The sequence below is a fragment of the Vibrio sp. sp1 genome (assembly GCF_016920955.1).
Taxonomy (GTDB): Bacteria; Pseudomonadota; Gammaproteobacteria; order Enterobacterales; family Vibrionaceae; genus Vibrio; species Vibrio alginolyticus.
In genome coordinates this window covers 719627-741350 of record NZ_CP060589.1, presented here as the reverse complement: position 1 = coordinate 741350, position 21724 = coordinate 719627, and the positions used below count along the sequence as shown (strand labels likewise).

Below are 21724 nucleotides of genomic sequence, written 5' to 3'. Positions count from 1 at the left end.
CGCACAATCTGCCCCAAGCTTGAAGTGATTAAGCGGTGACTAGCTGTTGTCTTGTTGGTTAAGGAAGTCTTTGAATTCTTCCTCGTAGATATTAAACAGTACCATGGTCACGGCAAAAATAAGTGGGCCGTAGATAAGACCAATCAAACCAAACAGATGCAGACCACCCAGTAATGAGAAGAAAATCATAAGGGTATTCATGCCGGCGCTGCCTTGCATTAGCAACGGGCGCAATAGGTTATCTATAGAGCCAACGACAACTACACTCCACACCGTCAAAAAGATAGCCCAAGTCATATCGCCTGTTAAGAACAAGTACGCTGCTGCAGGAATCCAGATTAGCGCGGTTCCTACCACTGGAATGAATGATGCAAAGCCCATCATCGTTCCCCAAAATAGCCCAGGGAAGCCGGCGAGCCACATACCGATGCCGCCAGCCAAACCTTGAGCAATCGCCGTCATGAATGAGCCCATTACGGCTGATTTAGAAACTTGCTCTATCTCTGTCAATATTCGGTCTTCTTGGCTACGTGAAAGTGGCAGAATATGACGAATCGCAGAGATAATTTTGTCGTGGTCACGAAGCAGAAAAAACAACACAAACAGCATTAGGAAGAAGTTCATTAGGAAGTTGGTTGCGTCTCCTAAAATCTTTGCGCTAATAGCAACTAAGTTAGAGCCAAACGATGTGGCAAATTGCCCAATTTTCTCAGCGATGGCTTTGGGCTCGATTTTATCAAAAGGTAAGTACTCATTAACAATCGCTAAGCCTTTGATAACGAAAGGATGTTGGAATATATCTTGGATACCACCATTGGTAACCCAATTATATGTATTTTGTGAGAAAACAGAGCCTTGCTGAACAATGGCGGCAAACACAAATAAAAGCGGGATAACAATAATAAACGTCAAGACGACACATGACAGCAGTGCCGCCATATTGGGGTGCTTGGGAATTTTCTGCTCAAACCATTCGTGTATCGGAAACATGAGCAAAGAAATGATAAAAGCCATCACAATGGAATTGATATATGGCTCAACCAATAAGTAGCAAGCAAAAGCAGCGGCGAGTAAAGCAACCATTAGTACTCGGTGACTCGACGTTATTTTTACATTATTTGGCATGGTATTAGTCCAACTTACAGGTGACGTTTACGGTTTATGCCTTCAATGATGGCGTGTAACCTTTATTACTTTGCACTCTTAACTCTTTCAAGCTTATGACAATGCCGAATTAGAGCAGGGCGATGTACCTTGCTATAATGACTACAAATCAGTCGGTTATCAATCAAGAGATGAGCTATGGGTTGTTGCAACGGTGATAAAAAGTGTCAAACCGAGAAAAAAGCTAAGCGAATACCGTGGTTTGGCATTGTCGTTGGGGTATTAGCGATATTGGTTATTTTGAATTGGCAATAAAAAAGGACCGTTACGGTCCTTTTCTAAATGCGTTATCGCCGTTTTTAGCGATTATTTCGCTTCTTCTGCAAGAACAGCAAAACAGCGGTCAGCCGCTTCTAGTGTGGCATCAATCTCTTTTGAACCATGAGCGAGTGAAGTAAAGCTCGCTTCAAACGCAGATGGCGCAAGGTAGACACCGTGTTTTAGCATTAAGTGGAAGAAACGCTTGAAGCGTTCTACATCGCACTTCGTTACGTCTTCGTAGCAAGTTACTTTTTCTTGGTCAGTGAAGAAGAAGCCGAACATACCGCCCACTTGGTTAACAACTAGCGGAATACCGTGTTTTTCTGCTAGAGACTTAAAACCTTCAGCAAGTTGTTTCGTTTTAGAAGCTAGGCGCTTTTCGTTGCCTTCTTCTTTTAGAAGGTTCAAACATGCGTAGCCTGCTGCCATTGCGACAGGGTTACCGGAAAGGGTACCAGCTTGGTAAACTGGGCCTGTAGGTGCAACGTATTGCATCACTTCTTTACGGCCACCGAAAGCACCTACTGGCATACCGCCACCAATCACTTTACCCAGTGTCGTTAGGTCGGGTTTGATGTTGTAGTGTGCTTGCGCGCCGCCTAGAGCAACACGGAAGCCTGTCATTACTTCATCAAAAATTAGTAGCGCGCCCTCTTGATCACAGATTTCACGTAGCCCTTCGTGGAAGCCTTCCACTGGTGGAATACAGTTCATGTTGCCAGCTACTGGCTCAACGATGATACAAGCAATTTCGCCTTTGTTAGCAGCAAATAGCTCGCGTACAGAATCTAGGTCGTTGAATGTTGCTGTTAGCGTGTGCTTAGCAAAATCTGCAGGAACGCCAGGAGAGCTTGGTTGACCTAGTGTTAGTGCACCAGAACCTGCTTTTACTAGCAAGCTGTCAGCATGGCCGTGGTAACAACCTTCAAATTTCATGATCTTGTCGCGACCGGTGAAGCCACGTGCAAGGCGAATCGCGCTCATCGTAGCTTCAGTACCAGAACTTACCATGCGGATTTGCTCCATTGATGGAACAAGCTCAGAAACTAATTCTGCCATCGCGATTTCAAGTTCTGTTGGCGCACCGAAGCTAAGACCGCGTTGCGCTGCATCAATTACTGCCTCGCGGATAACCGCGTGGTTGTGGCCAAGAATCATTGGACCCCAAGAGCCAACGTAATCAATATACGCTTTACCATCGGCATCAAAAATCAGTGGACCGTCTGCTCGTTCGATAAATAGCGGAGAGCCGCCAACGCCGTTGAATGCACGAACTGGTGAATTGACACCGCCAGGGATGGTTTGCTGAGCTTTTTGATACAGCTCTGATGATTTGGTCATGGGGTTATCCTCTTTTGATTGCTCGGACCAAGTGGAGCGCATTGTACCTAGCTATAATCAAGTTAGAAACGTTTTGCTTAATTTATGTGTTGTTTCGCAGTGTAATCTTATATATCCGCATCTGTTATAAAGAATCGGCGGCGAATACTTGAACGAGTTTGTCAGGTATTGGATAATCGTCTCAATTAGCACAAATTTGACGTCTTGCTTCAGGCTTGACGCATTACACGAGTGAGAGAGGTCTTCGTGAGCGAAGTAAACGTACCATTATCTTTTTCTGACGCAGCAGCATCTCGCGTTAAAGCATTGATTGCTGAAGAAGAAAACCCAGCATTGAAACTGCGCGTATACATTACTGGCGGCGGCTGCAGCGGCTTCCAATACGGCTTTACTTTTGATGAAAATGTAAACGAAGGCGATACGACAATCGTAAACAGTGGTGTAACACTGGTTGTAGACCCTATGAGTCTGCAATATCTCGTTGGCGGTATTGTTGACTACACAGAAGGGTTGGAAGGAGCGCGCTTCTTCGTAAATAATCCAAATGCAACGACAACATGTGGTTGTGGTGCATCGTTCAGTGTGTAATTAACACCTAACAGGCAGCTAATGGCTGCCTGTGCTTTATGTAGAAGGATGTCACGTAAAGCGCACGCTCGCAGATATGCAGAGAAATAATAAAAAGGACTTTATATGTCTGGACTTTCTTTTGGACGCCGAATTGTCGAGCGCCCTTGGCTAGTATCTCTTATCCTCGTCTTACTTCTTGTTGCATGGCTAACCATCGGCCAACTCAAAGCACAAGATGATCATCCTAACTCTTCAACATCCACGAACACGACACCACTTGCAAAGGTGATGTTTGATACTTTTCTTGCCGAACCTACTAGTAAAACCATTGAATTGTATGGACGAACAGCGCCCAATCGTCAAGCGCGTCTTGGCGCTGAAGTTGCCGGTAAAATAGTCAGTCTTAACATAAAGAAAGGCCAAGCGGTCAAACAGGGACAAGTGATCGCAAACATCGATAAGCGCGACCTTGGCATTCAACTTAAACGAGCCCAGGCGATGCTGTTGGTTAAAGAAAAAGAGTTTAATGCAGCTAAATCGCTAAAAAGTCGAGGACTGCAAGGTGAGGTTGCATTTGCGACAGCGCAAGCAGCGTTGGTAGATGCACGTGCGAATTTGAGTAACGTGCAAACGGCTTTAAGAAATACTGAAGTTAAAGCGCCATTTGATGGCATCGTAGATCACCACTTTGTTGAGTTAGGTGATTTTGTCGGGATTGGCGACCCTATTGCGACGGTCATTGATTTGGATACTTTAGTGATTGAAGCCGATGTCAGTGAACGGCATATACAATACCTTAAGGAAGGCCTAGAAGCCGACGTAAGAACCATTAACCAACAGCATCATCAAGGTCGTGTGCGCTACATTGGACGTGTTTCTTCTGCTTCTACTAATACATTTCCAATTGAAATCGAAATTGATAATCAAGACGCAAGAATTCCTGCCGGTATGAGCGCAGAAGTACAGCTGCCGTTGAGTGAAGTGTTGGCAGTAAAGATTACGGCTGCCATGTTAGCACTAGATGAAGAAGGTAACTTAGGTGTCAAGACACTGCGTAATGAGCATGTTGAGTTTGTTCCAATTCAACTCGTTAAGGCCGAGGATGATGGTGTGTGGCTCTCTGGGTTAGGAGAGCGTGTAGACATTATCGTGCTGGGACAAGGTTTTGTGCGAGATGGTGATCAAGTACTGGCCAATAAAGTTGATGACGTAGTTATTGAAGCGGCTAATGAGCAGTAAGGAGCACCTATGTACACTCTGATTGATGCTGCGTTATCTCGTGCTCGCACTATGCTGACATTGTTGGTGATGATATTAATTGCAGGTGTCATTACTTACGTCACAATCCCCAAGGAATCGAGCCCTGATATTACCATTCCTATTATCTACGTTTCTGTTGGGCATCAAGGCATTTCTCCTGTCGATGCCGAGCGTTTATTGGTTCGTCCAATAGAGCAAGAGCTGCGTTCAATTGAAGGCGTAAAAGAGATGACCTCTGTGGCATCAGAAGGTCATGCTTCGGTGACGCTGGAATTTAGTGTCGGAGTGGATCTTGATAAAGCGATGGCAGATGTGCGTGATGCAGTTGATCTTGCGAAGCCAAAGTTACCAGAGGACAGTGATGAGCCGACGGTAAACGAAGTCACGTTTGCATCTGAAGAGCCTGTTTTGACCGTTGTGCTCTATGGCACCGTACCAGAGCGAACCATTGTTCAGATTGCCAGAACGTTACGTGATCGTTTGGAAAGTTTCCGTCAGGTTCTTGAGGTTGAAATCGCAGGAGATCGCGAAGACATCGTGGAGATAGTTGTCGATCCGCTATTGATGGAAAGCTACGGTCTCGATCAAGCGGACATCTATAATTTAATTGCCTTGAATAACCGAGTTGTGGCTGCGGGGTTTGTCGATACTGGGTATGGACGCTTTTCGGTAAAAGTCCCATCGGTTTTTGATTCACTGAAAGATGTGCTTGAACTACCGATCAAGGTGAATGGCAAAGAGGTGATCACTTTTGGCGATGTGGCGACAGTACGACGTGCATTTCGCGATCCTGAAAGTTTTGCTCGTTTAGATGGCGAATCTGCCATCGTTTTGGACGTAAAAAAACGGGCAGGGGAAAACATCATTGAAACGGTTGAGCTGGTAAAAGAAGTACTGGCTCTGGGACAGAAGCGCGCCGAGTGGCCCGACAATTTGCAAGTTAAATATACTTGGGATCAATCCGACGATGTCAAATTGATGCTCAGTGATCTACAAAACAATATCTTATCCGCAATTATCCTCGTAGTTATCGTCATTATTGCCATATTGGGGGTTAGGACCGCGCTTCTCGTGGGGATTTCTATTCCAGGATCGTTCTTGACTGGGTTGTTGGTGTTATCGGTATTTGGGCTGACGGTCAATATCGTCGTACTGTTTGCTTTAATTATGGCGGTAGGCATGTTGGTGGATGGTGCCATTGTGGTGACAGAGTTTGCAGATCGGCGCATGCAAGAAGGAACGCCACGTAAAGAAGCCTATCGAGATGCAGCAAAGCGAATGGCCTGGCCTATTACCGCATCCACAGCAACCACATTGGCTGCGTTTGCTCCGTTACTTTTCTGGCCAGACATCACTGGTGAGTTCATGAAGTACTTACCACTTACTTTAATTGCTACCTTGGCCGCTTCGCTGATGATGGCTTTATTGTTCGTTCCTGTCATCGGTGGGATCATTGGCAAGCCTCAAGTAGTCAATCAGAAAGCTCAGCGAGAAATGGTGGAGCTGCATAACGGCAACTTTGAAAAAGCGACAGGCATTACCAAGCTTTATTACCAGACTCTGTCGGTAGCGATTCGTCATCCATGGAAAGTCTTACTCAGCGCGATACTGCTAGCGGCAGGTGTCGGCTTCACTTACAACAAAGCTGGCTTGGGTGCAGAGTTTTTCCCTGAGGTGGACCCTGCCTTTTTTACCGTTAAAGTTCGTTCTTATGGTGACCTGTCTATTCACGAAAAAGATGTTGTTATGCGCGAAATCGAGAAGGTGATGCTCGGTCATGACGAGTTTGAAAGTGTCTACACGCGCACAGGATCGAGCGATAATGGGGACGAGATTGGCCAGATTCAAATAACGCCTGTGGATTGGCAGTATCGACGCAAAGTGAAAACCATTATTGAGGAACTAAAAGAGACGACAGACCGCTTTTATGGTGTTGAACTTGAGTATAAATTCCCGGACGCAGGACCGCCTGTCGAGCATGATCTCGTGATTGAAGTGTCATCACGAAATTTGAGTGTTAGTGCGTTAGATGAAGCAGCCAAAAAAGTACGACATTGGGCTGATGGTAATCCTGCACTGACCAACTTGAGTGATACCACTAATAAGGAAGGGATTGATTGGCAAATTGATATCCAGCGAGATGACGCCTCTCGCTTTGCAGCGGATGCTACTTTAGTCGGGAATACCGTCCAGTTTGTTACGAACGGCTTGAAAATAGGCGATTATTTGCCCGATGATGCGGATGAAGAAGTCGATATTTTGGTGCGCTATCCGCAAGATAAGCGCGACATAGGTCGATTTGATCAACTGAGAGTGAAAACGGCAGCTGGTCTGGTTCCGATTACGAATTTTGCTCAAATCAAACCAGATCATAAGCAAGACACTATTCGTCGGGTCGACGGTCATCGAGTTATCAATATTAAAGCGGATATGGTGGAAGGTTACAATTTGGCGCTTGAGTTACCTAAGATTGCCGCTGGAATGGAACAGCTCGACTTACCAGAAGGCATTGAATATAAGATTCGGGGTCAAAATGAAGAGCAGGAAAACTCATCAGCATTCTTGCAAAATGCTTTTATTGTCGCGCTTGGTGTGATGGCTTTGATTTTAATTACGCAGTTTAATAGCTTTTATCAAGCTTTCTTAATCCTTAGTGCAGTGCTGTTTTCTACCGTTGGTGTCTTCGCTGGGTTACTTATTTTCCAAAAGCCATTTGGCATCATTATGTCGGGAATTGGAGTGATTGCGTTGGCTGGTATCGTGGTAAACAACAATATTGTTTTAATCGATACTTATAATCAGATGCGTAAACGTGGCTTAGAAAAATCTGAGGCTATTTTGCGTACGGGTGTGCAGCGTTTAAGACCCGTTTTACTCACGACGGTGACCACCATATTAGGCTTATTGCCAATGGTGTTAGAAATGAACATCGACTTAGTTAATCAGAAAGTGGAGTTTGGCGCACCAAGCACTCAATGGTGGTCTCAGCTTGCGACCGCTGTCGCGGGTGGTTTGGCATTTGCGACTTTGCTAACGTTAGTTCTGACACCGTGTTTGCTTATGCTCGGGAGAGAGCATCACTCTGAACAGTAAGCTTTATCGTGATGATATCGACAAAACAAAAAGGGCAGCGAAGCTGCCCTTTTCAATACCTTGCCTTACTTCATTGCTAACAGTTTGCTGTAGCGTTCAAGCTTGTCCATGCTAACTTTCGCGTTTGCCATGAAAGTTTGTCTCGCTTTGCCTGTCAGGGATTTAGATTGTGGCAAATTCACCGTGCGTGGGTTTTTATGGACACCATTCACAAGGAACTCATAGTGCAAGTGGGGGCCTGTTACACGGCCAGTTCCGCCAAGCGTACCAATGGTTTGGCCTTGCTTAACGCGTTGACCAGCTCGTACAGTACGTTTGGTTAAGTGCAGGTACTTGGTAATGTAAGTATTACTATGTTTAATGAAAACGTAGTTACCATTAAATTTGTTGTAAGACGATTTTTGAACGACACCATCACCAGCCGCCCAAATCGGGGTGCCCACTGGTGCTGCATAGTCCGTGCCTCTATGAGGACGAACGCGTCCCGTCACTGGATGTAAGCGGCGTGGGTTGAAGTTAGACGAAACTCGACGGAAATCCAACGGCGCGCGTAAGAATGCTTTTTTCATTGCACGCCCATTTTCGTCGTAATACTTGCCACTTTTCTGATCCAATATTGCGGTAAAGGTATCGCCTTGGTTTTTAAAGATCGCAGCAATGATTTTTCCACGGCCGATTACTTCTCCTTCTACCACTTCCTCTTGGTAAAGTACTCGGAAGCTATCGTTTTTACGAATATCTAAAGCAAAGTCGATGTCCCAACCAAATATGCCAGCCAGTTCCATGATTTGGTTACCATTTAATCCAGAAGATATTCCTGCATTCCAAAAGTTTGATTTGATGGTGGCTTCTGCGTAGTTGTACTGGAAGTCGACTTCTTTCTTATCAACTTCAGAAACGTACTTGCCGTCTTTTAATGTGATACGAAAAGTCTCGAACGCGCTTAGTGTCCTTCTTAGCTGCACCAAGTCGTTATTTTCGTCAAAGCCAAATTGCAATCGGTCACCAGGTCGAAGCCGAGTTAACTGTTTTTCTACTTCTTTGTCTGATGACACCAGTTCATGTAATAGACGAGCAGAAAGCCCTACGCGACTAAATAAGATGGCAGCACTCTCGCCATTTTTTACCTTGTATGTCTCCCAGCGCAGCACGGCGGGAACCGCAGGCGATGAACTATTTAGTGCACTGAGTTCGAGGGAAACTGGCACAGGATAATGTTGACCAACTTTTAATCGGCTCTGCTGCGGGTCTAGGTCTTGCGGATCAGGTAAAAAGAAGAGCGCGAAGATAATCAACGCACTAAAAAAACCGATCAATACTTTGTGCAAGAGTGGAAGTCGGACAAAAATCGAATGCATGAGGTACTTGATTGCTAAATTAAACGGAAAAAGTGACAACTACCTAGTCTAACGTGTTTCAAAATGCATCGCTATTCAAGTAATATGTTCAGCTATTATATTTTTGCCAAATCTGTGGGAGTGAACAAGAATGGCGAGCATTGAAGCTGCACTAGCCGAGATTAAGCGCGGTGTTGAAGAGCTGATTCCAGAAGAAGAGTTAATCGCAAAACTAAAAGAAGACCGTCCTCTACGTATTAAATTGGGCGCTGATCCAACAGCACCTGACATTCACCTAGGCCATACGGTTATTTTCAATAAGCTTCGCTTGTTCCAAGAACTAGGTCATGAAGTGACGTTCCTAATCGGTGACTTCACTGCAATGGTTGGTGACCCAACAGGTAAAAACACAACTCGTCCACCGCTAAGTCGCGAAGACGTATTGCGTAACGCTGAAACGTACAAAGAGCAAGTGTTCAAAATTCTCGATCCTGCAAAGACTAAAATTCAGTTTAACTCTGAGTGGCTGTCTGAACTGGGCGCAGAAGGTATGATTCGCCTTGCGGCAAACCAAACCGTTGCTCGTATGCTAGAGCGTGACGACTTTAAAAAGCGTTACGCGGGTGGTCAGCCAATTGCTATTCATGAGTTCATGTACCCACTTCTACAAGGCTGGGACTCAGTAGCAATGGAAACGGATGTTGAATTAGGTGGTACAGACCAGAAGTTCAACCTTCTAATGGGTCGTGAACTGCAAAAGTCTCACGGTCAAAAACCTCAGGTTGTACTGATGATGCCGCTTCTAGTGGGCCTTGATGGCGAGAAGAAGATGTCTAAGTCAGCAAACAACTACATCGGTATCAGCGAAGCGCCAAGCGAAATGTTTGGTAAAATCATGTCTATTTCTGATGACCTAATGTGGAGCTACTACGAGCTGCTCTCTTTCCGTCCTCTGGAAGAGATTGCTCAATTCAAAGCTGATGTAGAAGCGGGCAAAAACCCTCGTGACATCAAAGTATTGCTAGCAAAAGAAATTATTGCTCGTTTCCACAGTGAAGCCGATGCCGATGCAGCAGAGCAAGAATTCGTAAACCGTTTTGCGAAGAACCAAATTCCTGATGAAATGCCAGAGTTTGACTTTGACGCAGGTCGCCCAGTGAGTAATCTGTTGAAAGAAGCAGGTTTATGTCCATCATCGTCAGATGCGATGCGCATGGTTAAGCAGGGCGCTGTGAAGATTGATGGTGAAAAAATTGCGGACAGCAAATTTGCTCCAGAAGCGGGTACTTACGTGTTCCAAGTAGGTAAACGTAAATTTGCTCGTATTACTATTCAGTAATCCATAATGACTGCAAATGAAAGCGTCCGAAGGGCGCTTTTTTTGTATGAAAATTTAGCAAAAACGGCAAAGTAAAACTTCCATACCTGATGAACTTTGCTACTATACTTGCGCTGCCAATAATGGCAGCGCTATCGGAGATTTACATGAACAATACCGACCATCCTCCCAGTCGTTGGGTGAGTAAGATTAAGGGAGCGAAATAACCCGCTTCGGTATTGGCGATCTCCGCCTTACCTAAGTGGTGAGGCATCTTTTCTAATTTTTTCTCGTTATTTCCTTCATACATTCTGAATAGACAGTGCATTCGCATTGGTTTTCTCTGTGCATCTTATTTGTTGTCTGACTTTTAGCGTGCGAGAGTGGCTTTTTCATGCTTTGTCGATGGTCGTTACCAATGCCAATCGGGAGATTCGCCATGACGGTAATGAACAACACTTTTATTGAAACAACACCAAACTTTTCTGAAGTAGAAATTGGTGCAGCTCGCAATGCATTCTTGCAGTATGAGCAAGAGCAACAAGTCCATTTGCTTACGGTTATGCCGATTGATGAGGCTGTAGGTATTTTACAGCATTGCTCTGTCGGCTATGTGAATAGTCTTATTGCTCAACTTGAGCAAGCAGGTCATGACAAACGCGCACGTCATTATGCTCACCAACTGGGTCTGCATATGTCTGAAGTTGATACACCCGATGGTTATTTATCAACTAGTGTTTTAGGGCATGTAAAACAGCGTATTGGATGGATCATTGCGCTGGCTCTTTTAGGGATAGTGTCAGGCTTGATCATCGCTCAGTATGAGGACACCCTTAGTCAGCTTGTTTTACTTGCAGTGTACATGCCAGTGATTGCAGCTGCTGGTGGTAACACAGGAACACAAGCAGCAACTTTGGTGATTCGTGCTCTTGCTACTGGAGAGTTAAAAAAACGCCAATGGTTAGAAGTTTTGTGGAAAGAGAGCCGAGTCGCTCTATTTATTGCGCTAGCAATCGCTATCGTGATGATTGGACGCATTATGTTATTTAGTGCAGGACAATCAACAGGAGGCTTTGAACTGACCGATATCGCTCTGGCAATAGCAGTTGCGCTGTTCATTCAAGTCACCATTTCTACAACATTGGGCGGGCTGTTGCCAATTATTGCACGAGCTTGCAAGTTGGACCCTGCCGTATTGGTGAGTCCAGTTCTTGCGTCTATCGTCGATATTTCAGGAATGTGGATTTACTTTAACGTGGTGAACTATTTCTTAGGTATTGCCTGACTAAAGTTCACAATGTCATTGTAAAAAAGCTGCTCAAAATGTGTAATCGGGGCGATGACAGGAGTGTTGTCGTCCCGTTTTTCTGGGAAGTAGTCTGAAACAAACTGAACAAAAATGGTGTTAGGTTGACCATTTTTATCCAAGCCATATCCAGCCATATTGTAAGTCCCGTAGATAGAGCCACTTTTCGCTATCAGCTGTCCTTTAATTGGAAGTTTTCGCATACTTTGTCGGTACTTTAATGTGCCGGATTCACCTGATTTCGGCATGATGGCAATCAATTTGAGTTCGTTTTCATGCTTCCAAATATAGCGCAGCATTTCAGCCATCTTGGTCGCGGAGATCCGGTTATTTCGCGAAAGTCCTGAGCCGTCTTCTAGGCGCGCATTACGAATATCAATACCAGTGTTGGCGAAAATGATCTGCTTGATCGCTTCTGTCCCGTTAGTAAAACTGCCTGGCTGAACGAAAAATTTAGCGCCAAGTGTTTTGGTTAATGTGTCGGCAATCAAGTTGTCAGAGTTTTTGAGCATATCTTCAAGAATGTCTGGTAAGGCCTTTGATTGATGCATTGCGATGAGCTTTCGCTGCTTTTCTGGCGCCGTACCGACCCTAATCTTTCCTGATACCCCAATGTTGAGCTCCTTGAGCAAAGTCGCCAACCTTTGACTGGTGTAACGCTCAGGGTCTTGAACCGCAAATTTCAGTGGCAATGGTTTGTCTCTTTCAACCAAGCACCCTGTTAGCTTGTAGTTGTTATCGGGATTTGCAACTAAACCTAAGTCACAATGACGACTTTTCTTAATGGTTTTAGAAACTGTTTCTACGGTACTTGTGACACGAATAGGTTGATGCTCTGGTACGTAGACCCGCGTTCCACCATCTTTTTGTGTATAGATAGAGGCTTGTACACAGTTGTTATTGAGTGTGATGGTCGATGCCGGAGCGCTGTAGCAAACTCCCAAGATATCCCACGGCCAGCCCACCGCACGGTTATAACCAGTGAATGCGCTGTTATCGAGCCATAGGTCACCGTTAATCCGTTTTAAGCCATTTTTCTTAGCTAGAGTGAGAAGTGATTTTAAGTCGTTGGTTTGGAGTGTTGGGTCGCCGACAAAGTAAATCACTGCATCTGAGTTCGACGTTTCCAGCTTGGTTCGAAACCGGAAATTATCACCCAGTTCTAGCTTTGCGGCTAATGCGGTGACGATTTTTAATGTACTCGCTGGTGGGAACAGTTGTTCGGTAGGATGAACACCGTCAAGCTCAGCATTTTCACTGAGTTTTTCCGCAACTAAACTGATGCGGGCGCCTTCAGGCAACACCTCTTGATGAGGGTACGCTTGTGAAAAAGCAGAAAGTAATGAAGAGAATATGAGCAAGGGCCAACGTAAACGCATAATGGTACTTTCTAAGGTGAGTTATGTGATTGAGTATACGCAAGTCCTTTCAATATGCTAGGTAACTAAAGAAATGCTTCAAATGTCTTCATGAATGAGACACGAGAGAAAGGCGCGCTGCTTAAAATGAAGTATAAAAAATGCCCGCTTAAAGCGGGCATTCGATATTCTAGTCAAAGACCGGAATTAGAAGTCGTAACGTAGACCTAGAGCTAGCTCGTCTTCAGCATCGATCTTAGTTGCAACTGTTTTGCTAGTGTCAGTTGAACCAAACTTGTCACCTGCATCAATCAGGTTGAAGTTGTAAGAAATGTAACCACGGAAGTTAGGCTTGAAGTAGTAAGAAGCATCAACAGCGAAGTTGTTTGCAGAAGTTTCGTTGTTAGTTTCTGCATTGTTGTATGATGTTGTAAATACTGTTTGGCCTAGAGTGTAAGCACCCGCTAGCTCGTAACCAGTGTAATCAACTGTGTTACTGTTGTTTGAATCTTCCATTTTCTCGCCGTCAGTGAATACACCAGCGAAGTAAAGATCAGACATTGTGTAAGATGCAGCTAGCATGTACTCGTTAGCTTTGTCTTGATCTGCGTAACCAGCACCTAGCTCAAGACCAGTGTCAGCTAGAGCGTAGATTGCAGATAGAGAGTAACCGTCTTGTTTGTTGTCGTAGTACTCACCAGTGTTTTTGTTTTCCATACGATCAGCGAAGCGGTAGCTTGCTTTTACGCTTAGGTTTTCAAACTGGCCTTTGTAAGCCATCATGTTGTCTGTACGGTCTGATACAGCTAGTTTGTCTGCTGCAGAGTTACCGTGGTAAGCCATGATATCTGTGAAGTCAGTGATAACGCCTAGTGCACCTTCAGTTTTACCGTATGCGAACTCACCGTAAGCACCGCCAAGACCAGCGTAAGCAAGACGAGTTTCTAGATCGCTCTTGTCGTCGCCGTCTACAGTACCGTTTTGAGCAGTCTCAAATTCACCTTCCCAGAAACCAACACCGTATAGGTTGTCATTGATTTCTTGTTTACCAAGGAAGTTTAGACGGATGCGAGATTTGTCTTGAGCGTCGCCATCTTTCATAGATAGACGTGCTTCAGCACGGCCGCCCATTTCTAGAGAAGTACCGTCTTGGTTGTAAAGTTCAGCTGCGTTTACGCCAGTTGCCATAGCTGCTGCAGATACAGAAAGAGCAATTAGAGTCTTTTTCATCTTATTTGTCCTAGTTAGCTGTCCATAATCATTGTTGTATGGGGGAGAGGTGATCTCTCACAAGTTGTTGGTCCAAAATTGGCTAATTGAGCGATATAGTTCGCACTTGTAAGCCATTGATCTAACAACTCGCTGGACATGTTTTACTGCTAAAGTTTCCGTATGAGTTAGTAAAATGATATAAATCCCAATGATGAACACTGTTCAATTGTGCGTTGTTTTTATTTAAATTACTGTTTTTGATTGAAATTATTGGCAATGACATTGGCCTGACATTGATTAGTTTTTATCTTTTTTGAGGTTTTTGGTGTAATGAACAGTGTTGTTTTTCAATAAATTGAGAAGGTGATTCGCCCTAGAGCCGCTCTAAAAGTGAGTTATATCATTATGCCGAAAAGGCATAGTCTTGCTGTCTTTCGAATTAAGATGATTTCGTCCGGGAGTTTGTTTACACTAAACGAAATACATCTTTAAGCGCACTACCCAGTCCTATGACAGGGTGGGCTTTTTTTGTCCAAAGACCCATTTGGGCTTGAGGTTATAAAATGGAAAAAGTTCCAATGACACTACGTGGCGAGCAAAAGCTACGTGCAGAACTCGATCGTCTACTTAAACTACGTCCTCAGATCTCAGAGGCAATTGCTGAAGCTCGTGAGCTAGGTGATTTAAAAGAGAATGCTGAATATCACGCCGCTCGTGAAGAGCAGGGCATTTGTGAAGCACAAATCCGTGACATTGAATACAAACTGTCAGTTGCTCAAGTTATTGATGTAACGAAGATGGAGAACACGGGTAAAGTTATTTTTGGTTCAACCGTAACCTTGATTGATATCGACACCGAAGAAGAAAAAACGTACCAAATCGTTGGTGATGACGAAGCCGATATCAAAGCAGGTCGCATTTCAGTGAGCTCACCTATTGCTCGTGGCCTGATTGGTAAGATGGAAGGCGATGAAGTTGCTATTCAAACTCCGGGTGGCGCGAAAGACTTCGAAATTGACCGAGTAGAATATATCTAAGTCGTTTGGAGTTGCATTATTACTCTGATAAAACGCAAAAAGGTCGCCTCAGGCGACCTTTTTTCTTCAGCAACGTAAGTAGAGTTACTTACGAGGGATTTCGATTTTACGCTCTTCAGACTGGCGGTATAGCACAAGCACTTTACCAATAGTCTGAACTTTTTCAGCGCCCGTCTCACGTACGATAGCGTCGATGATTAGCTGTTTTGTTTCACGATCTTCCGAAGCAACTTTTACTTTGATAAGTTCGTGATGGTTAAGAGCGATTTCAATTTCTGCTAGCACGGCTTCTGTAAGTCCATTTGCGCCCATTAGCACAACAGGTTTTAAACTGTGAGCTAGGCCTTTAAGGTGCTGCTTTTGTTTGGTGCTTAGGTTCATTACGCGGCCAATTTTCTTTAAAATAAGGGTTGAAAAAAGCTATTTTAACGCCATCTATTGCTGAAGACTATAATTTATTGAGTAATAGGTAGCGCCTATTAAAACAATAGCTCCAATTTGTGCCTTGTTGGGATTAAAATGAGTAAACAAAAACATTCGGCTAGTTCTGGTCGTTGGTTGAAAGAACACTTTGATGATAAATACGCGAATGAAGCCCGAAAAAAAGGCTACCGTTCACGTGCTTATTTCAAGATCGATGAGATTCAAACGAAAGATAAATTGTTAAAGCCTGGAATGACAGTCGTCGACTTGGGGGCTGCGCCGGGCGGATGGTCTCAATATGCTGCTAAGATAGTAGGGGACAGCGGTCAGATCATCGCGTGTGACTTGCTTCCTATGGACCCGATTGCTGGCGTTAGCTTTTTACAAGGCGACTTTCGTGATGATGCGGTATTGGAAGCTTTGCTAGAAAGGATCCAACCTTCCATGGTAGACGTAGTAATGTCTGATATGGCGCCTAACATCGCGGGAAACAATTCTGTTGATCAACCTCGCGCTATGTATTTAGTTGAATTAGCTTTAGATATGTGTCGACAAGTTCTAGCGCCTAATGGTAGCTTTGTCGTAAAGGTTTTCCAAGGGGAAGGCTTCGATCAGTATGTGAAAGAAGTCCGAGACATGTTTAAAGCCGTAAAAATTAGAAAACCAGACTCATCGCGAGCTCGCTCTCGAGAGGTCTTCGTCGTAGCCACTGGTTACAAAGGTTAACCATTTTGCTCTCTTGAGAGCGTGTTAACACTATAGCTACAGTTAATGAACTGTAGTACCCTACCTTTAATTACAATTAGTTATCGAGAGGCTTACACCTTGAGTGACATGGCAAAAAATTTAATTCTGTGGCTTGTTATCGCCGTCGTATTGATGTCGGTATTCCAGAGCTTTGGCCCTGGAGAAAGCAATGGCAGAACCGTGGATTACACCACGTTTGTACAGGAAGTTGGCCAAGGCCAGATTCAAGAAGCAACTTTTAAAGACGGTGAAATTAGCTTTGTTCGTCGTGGCGGCGGTGCCAAAATGGTCACTTACATGCCAGTGTATGACCAAAAGCTTCTAGATGACCTAATTAACCAAAACGTGAAAGTACAAGGCACGCCTCCAGAAGAGCAAAGCTTGCTTGGTACTATCTTCATCTCTTGGTTCCCAATGATCTTACTGATTGGTGTATGGATTTTCTTCATGCGTCAAATGCAAGGCGGCGGTGGTAAAGGCGCCATGTCTTTTGGTAAGAGTAAAGCTCGAATGATGAGCGAAGAACAAATCAAGACAACTTTTGCTGACGTTGCTGGTTGTGACGAAGCAAAAGAAGACGTGAAAGAACTGGTGGACTACCTACGCGATCCAAGCCGCTTCCAAAAACTGGGCGGTAAGATTCCAACGGGTGTTCTAATGGTTGGTCCTCCTGGTACGGGTAAAACGCTTCTAGCGAAAGCCATTGCCGGTGAGGCGAAAGTACCATTCTTTACTATCTCTGGTTCTGATTTCGTAGAAATGTTCGTTGGTGTTGGTGCATCTCGTGTGCGTGACATGTTTGAACAAGCAAAGAAAGCTGCACCTTGTATCATCTTTATCGATGAGATCGATGCGGTAGGTCGTCAACGTGGCGCAGGTGTTGGTGGTGGTCATGATGAACGTGAACAAACACTAAACCAAATGCTCGTTGAGATGGATGGTTTCGAAGGTAACGAAGGTATTATCGTTATCGCTGCGACTAACCGTCCGGACGTGCTAGACCCTGCGCTACTGCGTCCTGGTCGTTTTGACCGTCAAGTGGTAGTTGGTCTTCCAGATGTACGTGGCCGTGAACAGATCCTAAAAGTTCACATGCGTAAGGTCCCTCTAGCGGGTGATGTAGAGCCTTCTCTCATCGCACGTGGTACTCCAGGCTTCTCTGGTGCTGACCTAGCAAACTTAGTTAACGAAGCAGCCCTGTTTGCTGCGCGCGGTAACAAGCGCAACGTTTCTATGGTTGAGTTTGAACTGGCGAAAGACAAAATCATGATGGGTGCTGAGCGCCGTTCAATGGTGATGTCTGAGGAAGTGAAAGAGTCAACCGCATACCACGAAGCGGGTCACGCGATTGTTGGTCGCTTGGTTCCTGAACACGATCCAGTGTACAAAGTGTCTATCATTCCACGTGGTCGTGCGTTGGGTGTAACAATGTACCTTCCAGAGCAGGACCGCGTGAGTATGTCTCGCCAACACCTAGAATCAATGATTTCTAGCTTGTACGGTGGTCGTTTAGCAGAAGAACTTATCTACGGTGCTGACAAAGTATCAACCGGTGCTTCTAATGATATCGAGCGCGCAACAGATATTGCTCGTAAGATGGTTACTCAATGGGGTTTCTCTGAAAAGCTTGGCCCTCTGCTGTATGCAGAAGATGAAGGCGAAGTGTTCTTAGGGCGTAGTGTAACTCAGACTAAACATGTGTCTGACGATACAGCGAAGTTGATTGATGACGAAGTTCGTCAGATCATTGACCGCAACTACGATCGTGCGAAGAAGATTCTTCAAGAGAACATGGATATCATGCATGCGATGAAAGATGCGCTGATGAAGTATGAAACCATTGATGCTCGCCAGATTGATGACTTAATGGAGCGCAAAGCTGAAATTCGTGAGCCTGCGGGCTGGAGTGATAACTCAGCAAGCAAACCAGAAGACAGCGACAAGCCTCAAGCAAAGCAAGAAGTTAAAGAAGAAGCAACGGAGACTGCGAAAGATGCAGAACAGCCTAGCTCTTCTGAAACAACTTCTAACGAAGCGCCTGAAAAGAAAGACTCTGAATAAAGAGTATCGATAATATTAAACCCCGAGTTATCTCGGGGTTTTTGTGTTTATGATGATGATTACAGCAAATAACAAATCTTTGGACCTTTCGCGTCCACATGTCATGGCCATTCTAAATGTGACACCGGATTCCTTTTCGGATGGCGGTAAATACAACTCAATTGAACTTGCTCTTGCTCAAGTTGATAAAATGATAAAGGCTGGTGTAAGTATTGTTGATGTTGGTGGTGAATCAACAAGACCTGGTGCACCGGATGTGTCTTTGGAAGAAGAGCTTAGGCGTGTTGTCCCAGTAATCAAAGCCATTCGTGAAAAATATGATGTATGGATTTCCGTTGACACCAGTAAAGCAGAAGTGATGCGTCAAGCAATTGATGCTGGGGCTGATTTGATCAATGACATCCGCTCGCTGCAAGAGCCAGGTGCTCTGGAAGTCGCAGCAGAAGCAAACCTTCCAATTTGTCTGATGCATATGAAAGGTCAGCCTAGGACCATGCAAGTTGACCCTCATTATGATGATTTAATGGGGGACGTGTCGGCTTTTCTAGAAGAACGTATCGCGGCGTGTGAAGCAGCAGGGATTGATAAATCTCAACTGATTCTCGATCCTGGGTTTGGCTTTGGCAAAACAATCGAACACAATTATCATATGCTTGCTCATCTTGAAAAGTTTCATGAATTCGGCCTGCCTATTTTGGCTGGCATGTCTCGTAAATCCATGATCTTCAAACTGTTAGACAAGCCAGCGGCTGAGTGTACGAACGCAAGTGTCGTTTGTGCTACGATTGCCGCGATGAAAGGCGCGCAGATCATTCGCGTGCATGACTTTGAAGAGACAATCGAAGCGATGAAAGTTGTTGAGATGACGAAAAACAATATTTAAAAATAATAAAGGAAAGTTTATGTCGAATGAAAGACGTTACTTTGGTACTGACGGTGTGCGCGGTAAAGTAGGACAATACCCAATCACTCCAGACTTCGTACTTAAGCTTGGCTGGGCTGCTGGTCGTGTACTAGCGAAACAAGGCACAAAGAAAGTTATCATAGGTAAAGATACACGTATTTCAGGTTATATGCTTGAATCTGCACTAGAGGCTGGCCTTGCAGCTGCGGGACTTAAAGCAACATTTACTGGTCCCATGCCAACTCCAGCTGTGGCATATTTAACTCAGACTTTCCGTGCCGAGGCTGGTATTGTGATTTCTGCATCACATAACCCATATTACGACAACGGCATTAAATTCTTTTCTTCTGAGGGTACTAAGCTACCTGACGATATCGAATTGGCGATCGAAGCTGAGTTAGATAAAGAAATTGAATGTGTGGAGTCTGCTGAGCTTGGTAAAGCAACCCGCCTAAATGATGCAGCTGGTCGTTACATCGAATTCTGTAAGAGTACTTTCCCATCTGAGTTGAGCCTTGCGAACTTTAAGATCGTAGTAGACTGTGCGCACGGTGCAACGTACCACATCGCTCCAAATGTTTTCAAAGAACTTGGGGCAGAAGTTATCGCTATGGGCGTAGAGCCTAACGGCATCAACATTAATGAAAAAGTGGGCGCAACAGACGTACGAGCACTTCAACAGCGTGTTGTTGAAGAGCAAGCGCACCTTGGTCTCGCATTTGATGGTGATGGTGACCGCATCATTATGGTCGATCACCTAGGTAACAAAGTTGATGGTGACCAAATTGCTTATATCATCGCTCGTGATGCTCTTCGTCGTGGTGAGCTAAAGGGTGGTGTTGTTGGTACACTAATGACTAACTTGGGTATGGAAAATGGTTTAAAGCAGCTAGGCATTCCGTTTGTACGTGCCGCTGTTGGTGACCGTTATGTCATGGAGCAACTGCTAGAAAAAGGTTGGAAAATTGGTGCTGAAAACTCAGGCCATGTGATCTTATTAGATAAAGTCACAACCGGCGATGCGATTGTTGCTGCACTTCAAGTACTTGCTTCTGTAATTGGCAGCGATATGTCTTTATATGAACTATCGCAAGGAATGACACTATATCCTCAGGTTTTAGAAAATGTCCGTTTCTCAGGAGAAAGTAACCCTCTTGAAGCTACAGCTGTATTAAACGCTGTCGCTGAAGTAGAGGCGACACTTGGTGATAAAGGGCGTGTACTGCTGCGTAAGTCTGGCACTGAGCCTTTGATCCGCGTTATGGTGGAAGGCGAAGATGGTGAACTAGTTCAACACTCAGCATTGAAAATCGCTGAGGCTGTTAAAGCAAGTTGTTAATCATTGCGTTAAAGCATGTCTTGAATGAAAAGGGCATCTTTTGCCCTTTTTTTGAGCGCTTAACGCATTGGCATTGATTTTTTACTAATTTTCCCTTGTCAGCGTTACTGGCTTTCGCTAGTATTGCTCCGCCTCCCGTTAGGAGGTCGCTAGCCTTGTTCATAATGATTTATTCTTTTGAACGGCGCTGGCTCAACAATTTGGAACATAGGTGGAAAAAATGTTTTCAGTTCTACTTGTGATTTACCTGTTGGCAGCGCTTGGTGTGATTGGCCTTGTGTTGATTCAACAAGGTAAAGGCGCAGATATGGGAGCCTCGTTCGGTGCTGGTGCTTCAAACACAGTGTTTGGTGCTGGCGGCTCAGGTAATTTCTTAACCCGAACAACTGCTATTTTAGCAACCGTATTCTTTATCGTTAGCTTGTTACTTGGTCGTATGTCTACGCACCAGACTGAATCACAATGGGTAGACCCAACGTTAGGTCAACCAGTTGTTGAACAAGTTAAGGATGCAGCGAGTGAAGTTCCTGCCCCAGCGGGTGATGAAATTCCTCAATAAGCTGTAAGGTTTTGATGCCGAGATGGTGAAATTGGTAGACACGCTAGCATGAGGTGCTAGTGCCTTAGGTGTGAGGGTTCGAGTCCCTCTCTCGGCACCATGTATTTACAAACTTGTAAATCACTTGTTTGCGAGTATAATGCTCAGCAAGTCGGACGCGGGGTGGAGCAGCTTGGTAGCTCGTCGGGCTCATAACCCGAAGGTCGTCGGTTCAAATCCGGCCCCCGCAACCAATCTCTTTCTTTAAAAGGAAATCGTAGATTGGCAAGTTTGCGTAGTGCTAACCACACTACGAGTTAAGAAAAGCAATTGTTGGCTATTCTTAACGTATCAGGGTCCAGCAGCATAAAACCCCGACTATCGGGGTTTTTTGTTATCTGAGCTTTTTGAAATAGCTCAGATACTGCTTGGTTTTTTGATTGGGCTCTGAGCCC

At 44.7% G+C, this 21724-nt stretch carries 17 protein-coding genes and 2 tRNA genes; 13 read left to right on the top strand and 6 right to left on the bottom strand.

The genetic code is table 11. The annotated features are described in order from the left end of the window. Positions 1 to 39: 39 nt before the first annotated feature. Both H9L11_RS03455 and hemL read right to left on the bottom strand, forming a co-directional pair. Positions 40 to 1125, bottom strand: coding sequence for an AI-2E family transporter (locus H9L11_RS03455; RefSeq protein ID WP_005386541.1), 1086 nt, complete (start codon positions 1123 to 1125; stop codon positions 40 to 42). A gap of 345 nt (positions 1126 to 1470) precedes the next feature. Further along, a complete protein-coding gene (gene hemL, locus H9L11_RS03450; protein WP_005380032.1) occupies positions 1471 to 2766 on the bottom strand; it encodes a glutamate-1-semialdehyde 2,1-aminomutase in 1296 nt (431 codons plus the stop codon). A 246-nt stretch (positions 2767 to 3012) separates the two neighbouring features. On the opposite strand from hemL, the gene erpA reads away from it, so the two are divergent. The 3 genes from erpA (at position 3013) to vmeK (ending at position 7689) form a co-directional block, all read left to right on the top strand. After that, positions 3013 to 3354, top strand: a complete 342-nt coding sequence (erpA, locus tag H9L11_RS03445; RefSeq protein WP_005380031.1) for an iron-sulfur cluster insertion protein ErpA — start codon at positions 3013 to 3015, stop codon at positions 3352 to 3354. A 105-nt stretch (positions 3355 to 3459) separates the two neighbouring features. Continuing rightward, entirely contained in the window at positions 3460 to 4575 is a 1116-nt protein-coding gene (locus H9L11_RS03440; protein ID WP_005380030.1) for an efflux RND transporter periplasmic adaptor subunit, read from the top strand. A 9-nt stretch (positions 4576 to 4584) separates the two neighbouring features. Then, entirely contained in the window at positions 4585 to 7689 is a 3105-nt protein-coding gene (gene vmeK / locus H9L11_RS03435) for a multidrug efflux RND transporter permease subunit VmeK (protein ID WP_017820415.1), read from the top strand. A 65-nt stretch (positions 7690 to 7754) separates the two neighbouring features. Here the strand turns inward: vmeK and H9L11_RS03430 are convergent, their stop codons facing one another. Further along, positions 7755 to 9047 (bottom strand): peptidoglycan DD-metalloendopeptidase family protein, encoded by a 1293-nt coding sequence (locus H9L11_RS03430; protein WP_033905576.1) that lies wholly within the window; start codon positions 9045 to 9047, stop codon positions 7755 to 7757. A gap of 130 nt (positions 9048 to 9177) precedes the next feature. Between H9L11_RS03430 and tyrS the strand changes: the two genes are divergently transcribed. Both tyrS and H9L11_RS03420 read left to right on the top strand, forming a co-directional pair. Next, entirely contained in the window at positions 9178 to 10365 is a 1188-nt protein-coding gene (gene tyrS, locus H9L11_RS03425; RefSeq protein WP_017820416.1) for a tyrosine--tRNA ligase, read from the top strand. Between the two features lie 418 nt (positions 10366 to 10783). After that, positions 10784 to 11629: a magnesium transporter gene (locus H9L11_RS03420; RefSeq protein ID WP_005380062.1), complete on the top strand. Its 846-nt coding sequence runs from the start codon at positions 10784 to 10786 to the stop codon at positions 11627 to 11629. On the opposite strand, the gene dacB is transcribed toward H9L11_RS03420, so the two are convergent. Beyond that, positions 11608 to 13029: a serine-type D-Ala-D-Ala carboxypeptidase gene (gene dacB, locus H9L11_RS03415; RefSeq protein ID WP_017820417.1), complete on the bottom strand. Its 1422-nt coding sequence runs from the start codon at positions 13027 to 13029 to the stop codon at positions 11608 to 11610. The genes H9L11_RS03420 and dacB overlap by 22 nt on opposite strands. A gap of 186 nt (positions 13030 to 13215) precedes the next feature. Then, a complete protein-coding gene (locus H9L11_RS03410) occupies positions 13216 to 14238 on the bottom strand; it encodes a porin (RefSeq protein WP_005380064.1) in 1023 nt (340 codons plus the stop codon). A 545-nt stretch (positions 14239 to 14783) separates the two neighbouring features. Here H9L11_RS03410 and greA point away from each other — a divergent pair. Further along, entirely contained in the window at positions 14784 to 15257 is a 474-nt protein-coding gene (greA, locus tag H9L11_RS03405) for a transcription elongation factor GreA (protein WP_005380065.1), read from the top strand. 84 nt (positions 15258 to 15341) lie between these two features. Here the strand turns inward: greA and yhbY are convergent, their stop codons facing one another. Further along, positions 15342 to 15638, bottom strand: a complete 297-nt coding sequence (gene yhbY / locus H9L11_RS03400; RefSeq protein ID WP_005380066.1) for a ribosome assembly RNA-binding protein YhbY — start codon at positions 15636 to 15638, stop codon at positions 15342 to 15344. 138 nt (positions 15639 to 15776) lie between these two features. Here yhbY and rlmE point away from each other — a divergent pair, with 138 nt between their 5' ends. From rlmE to H9L11_RS03365, 7 genes are all read left to right on the top strand, one after another. Beyond that, on the top strand, positions 15777 to 16406 hold the full coding sequence (rlmE, locus tag H9L11_RS03395) for a 23S rRNA (uridine(2552)-2'-O)-methyltransferase RlmE (protein ID WP_005388985.1): 630 nt from the start codon (positions 15777 to 15779) through the stop codon (positions 16404 to 16406). A gap of 108 nt (positions 16407 to 16514) precedes the next feature. Next, on the top strand, positions 16515 to 18488 hold the full coding sequence (gene ftsH, locus H9L11_RS03390) for an ATP-dependent zinc metalloprotease FtsH (protein ID WP_017635895.1): 1974 nt from the start codon (positions 16515 to 16517) through the stop codon (positions 18486 to 18488). A gap of 52 nt (positions 18489 to 18540) precedes the next feature. After that, positions 18541 to 19371 (top strand): dihydropteroate synthase, encoded by an 831-nt coding sequence (folP, locus tag H9L11_RS03385; RefSeq protein ID WP_017820419.1) that lies wholly within the window; start codon positions 18541 to 18543, stop codon positions 19369 to 19371. Between the two features lie 19 nt (positions 19372 to 19390). Then, the gene (glmM, locus tag H9L11_RS03380) at positions 19391 to 20731 is read left to right on the top strand and encodes a phosphoglucosamine mutase (RefSeq protein WP_005388992.1); all 1341 of its coding nucleotides are present in this window, start codon (positions 19391 to 19393) and stop codon (positions 20729 to 20731) included. Positions 20732 to 20951: 220 nt separating this feature from the next. Further along, on the top strand, positions 20952 to 21290 hold the full coding sequence (gene secG, locus H9L11_RS03375) for a preprotein translocase subunit SecG (protein WP_005380080.1): 339 nt from the start codon (positions 20952 to 20954) through the stop codon (positions 21288 to 21290). A gap of 16 nt (positions 21291 to 21306) precedes the next feature. Next, positions 21307 to 21390 (top strand) — tRNA-Leu (locus H9L11_RS03370). Positions 21391 to 21446: 56 nt separating this feature from the next. Next, positions 21447 to 21523, top strand: a tRNA-Met gene (locus H9L11_RS03365). Positions 21524 to 21724: the final 201 nt, after the last annotated feature.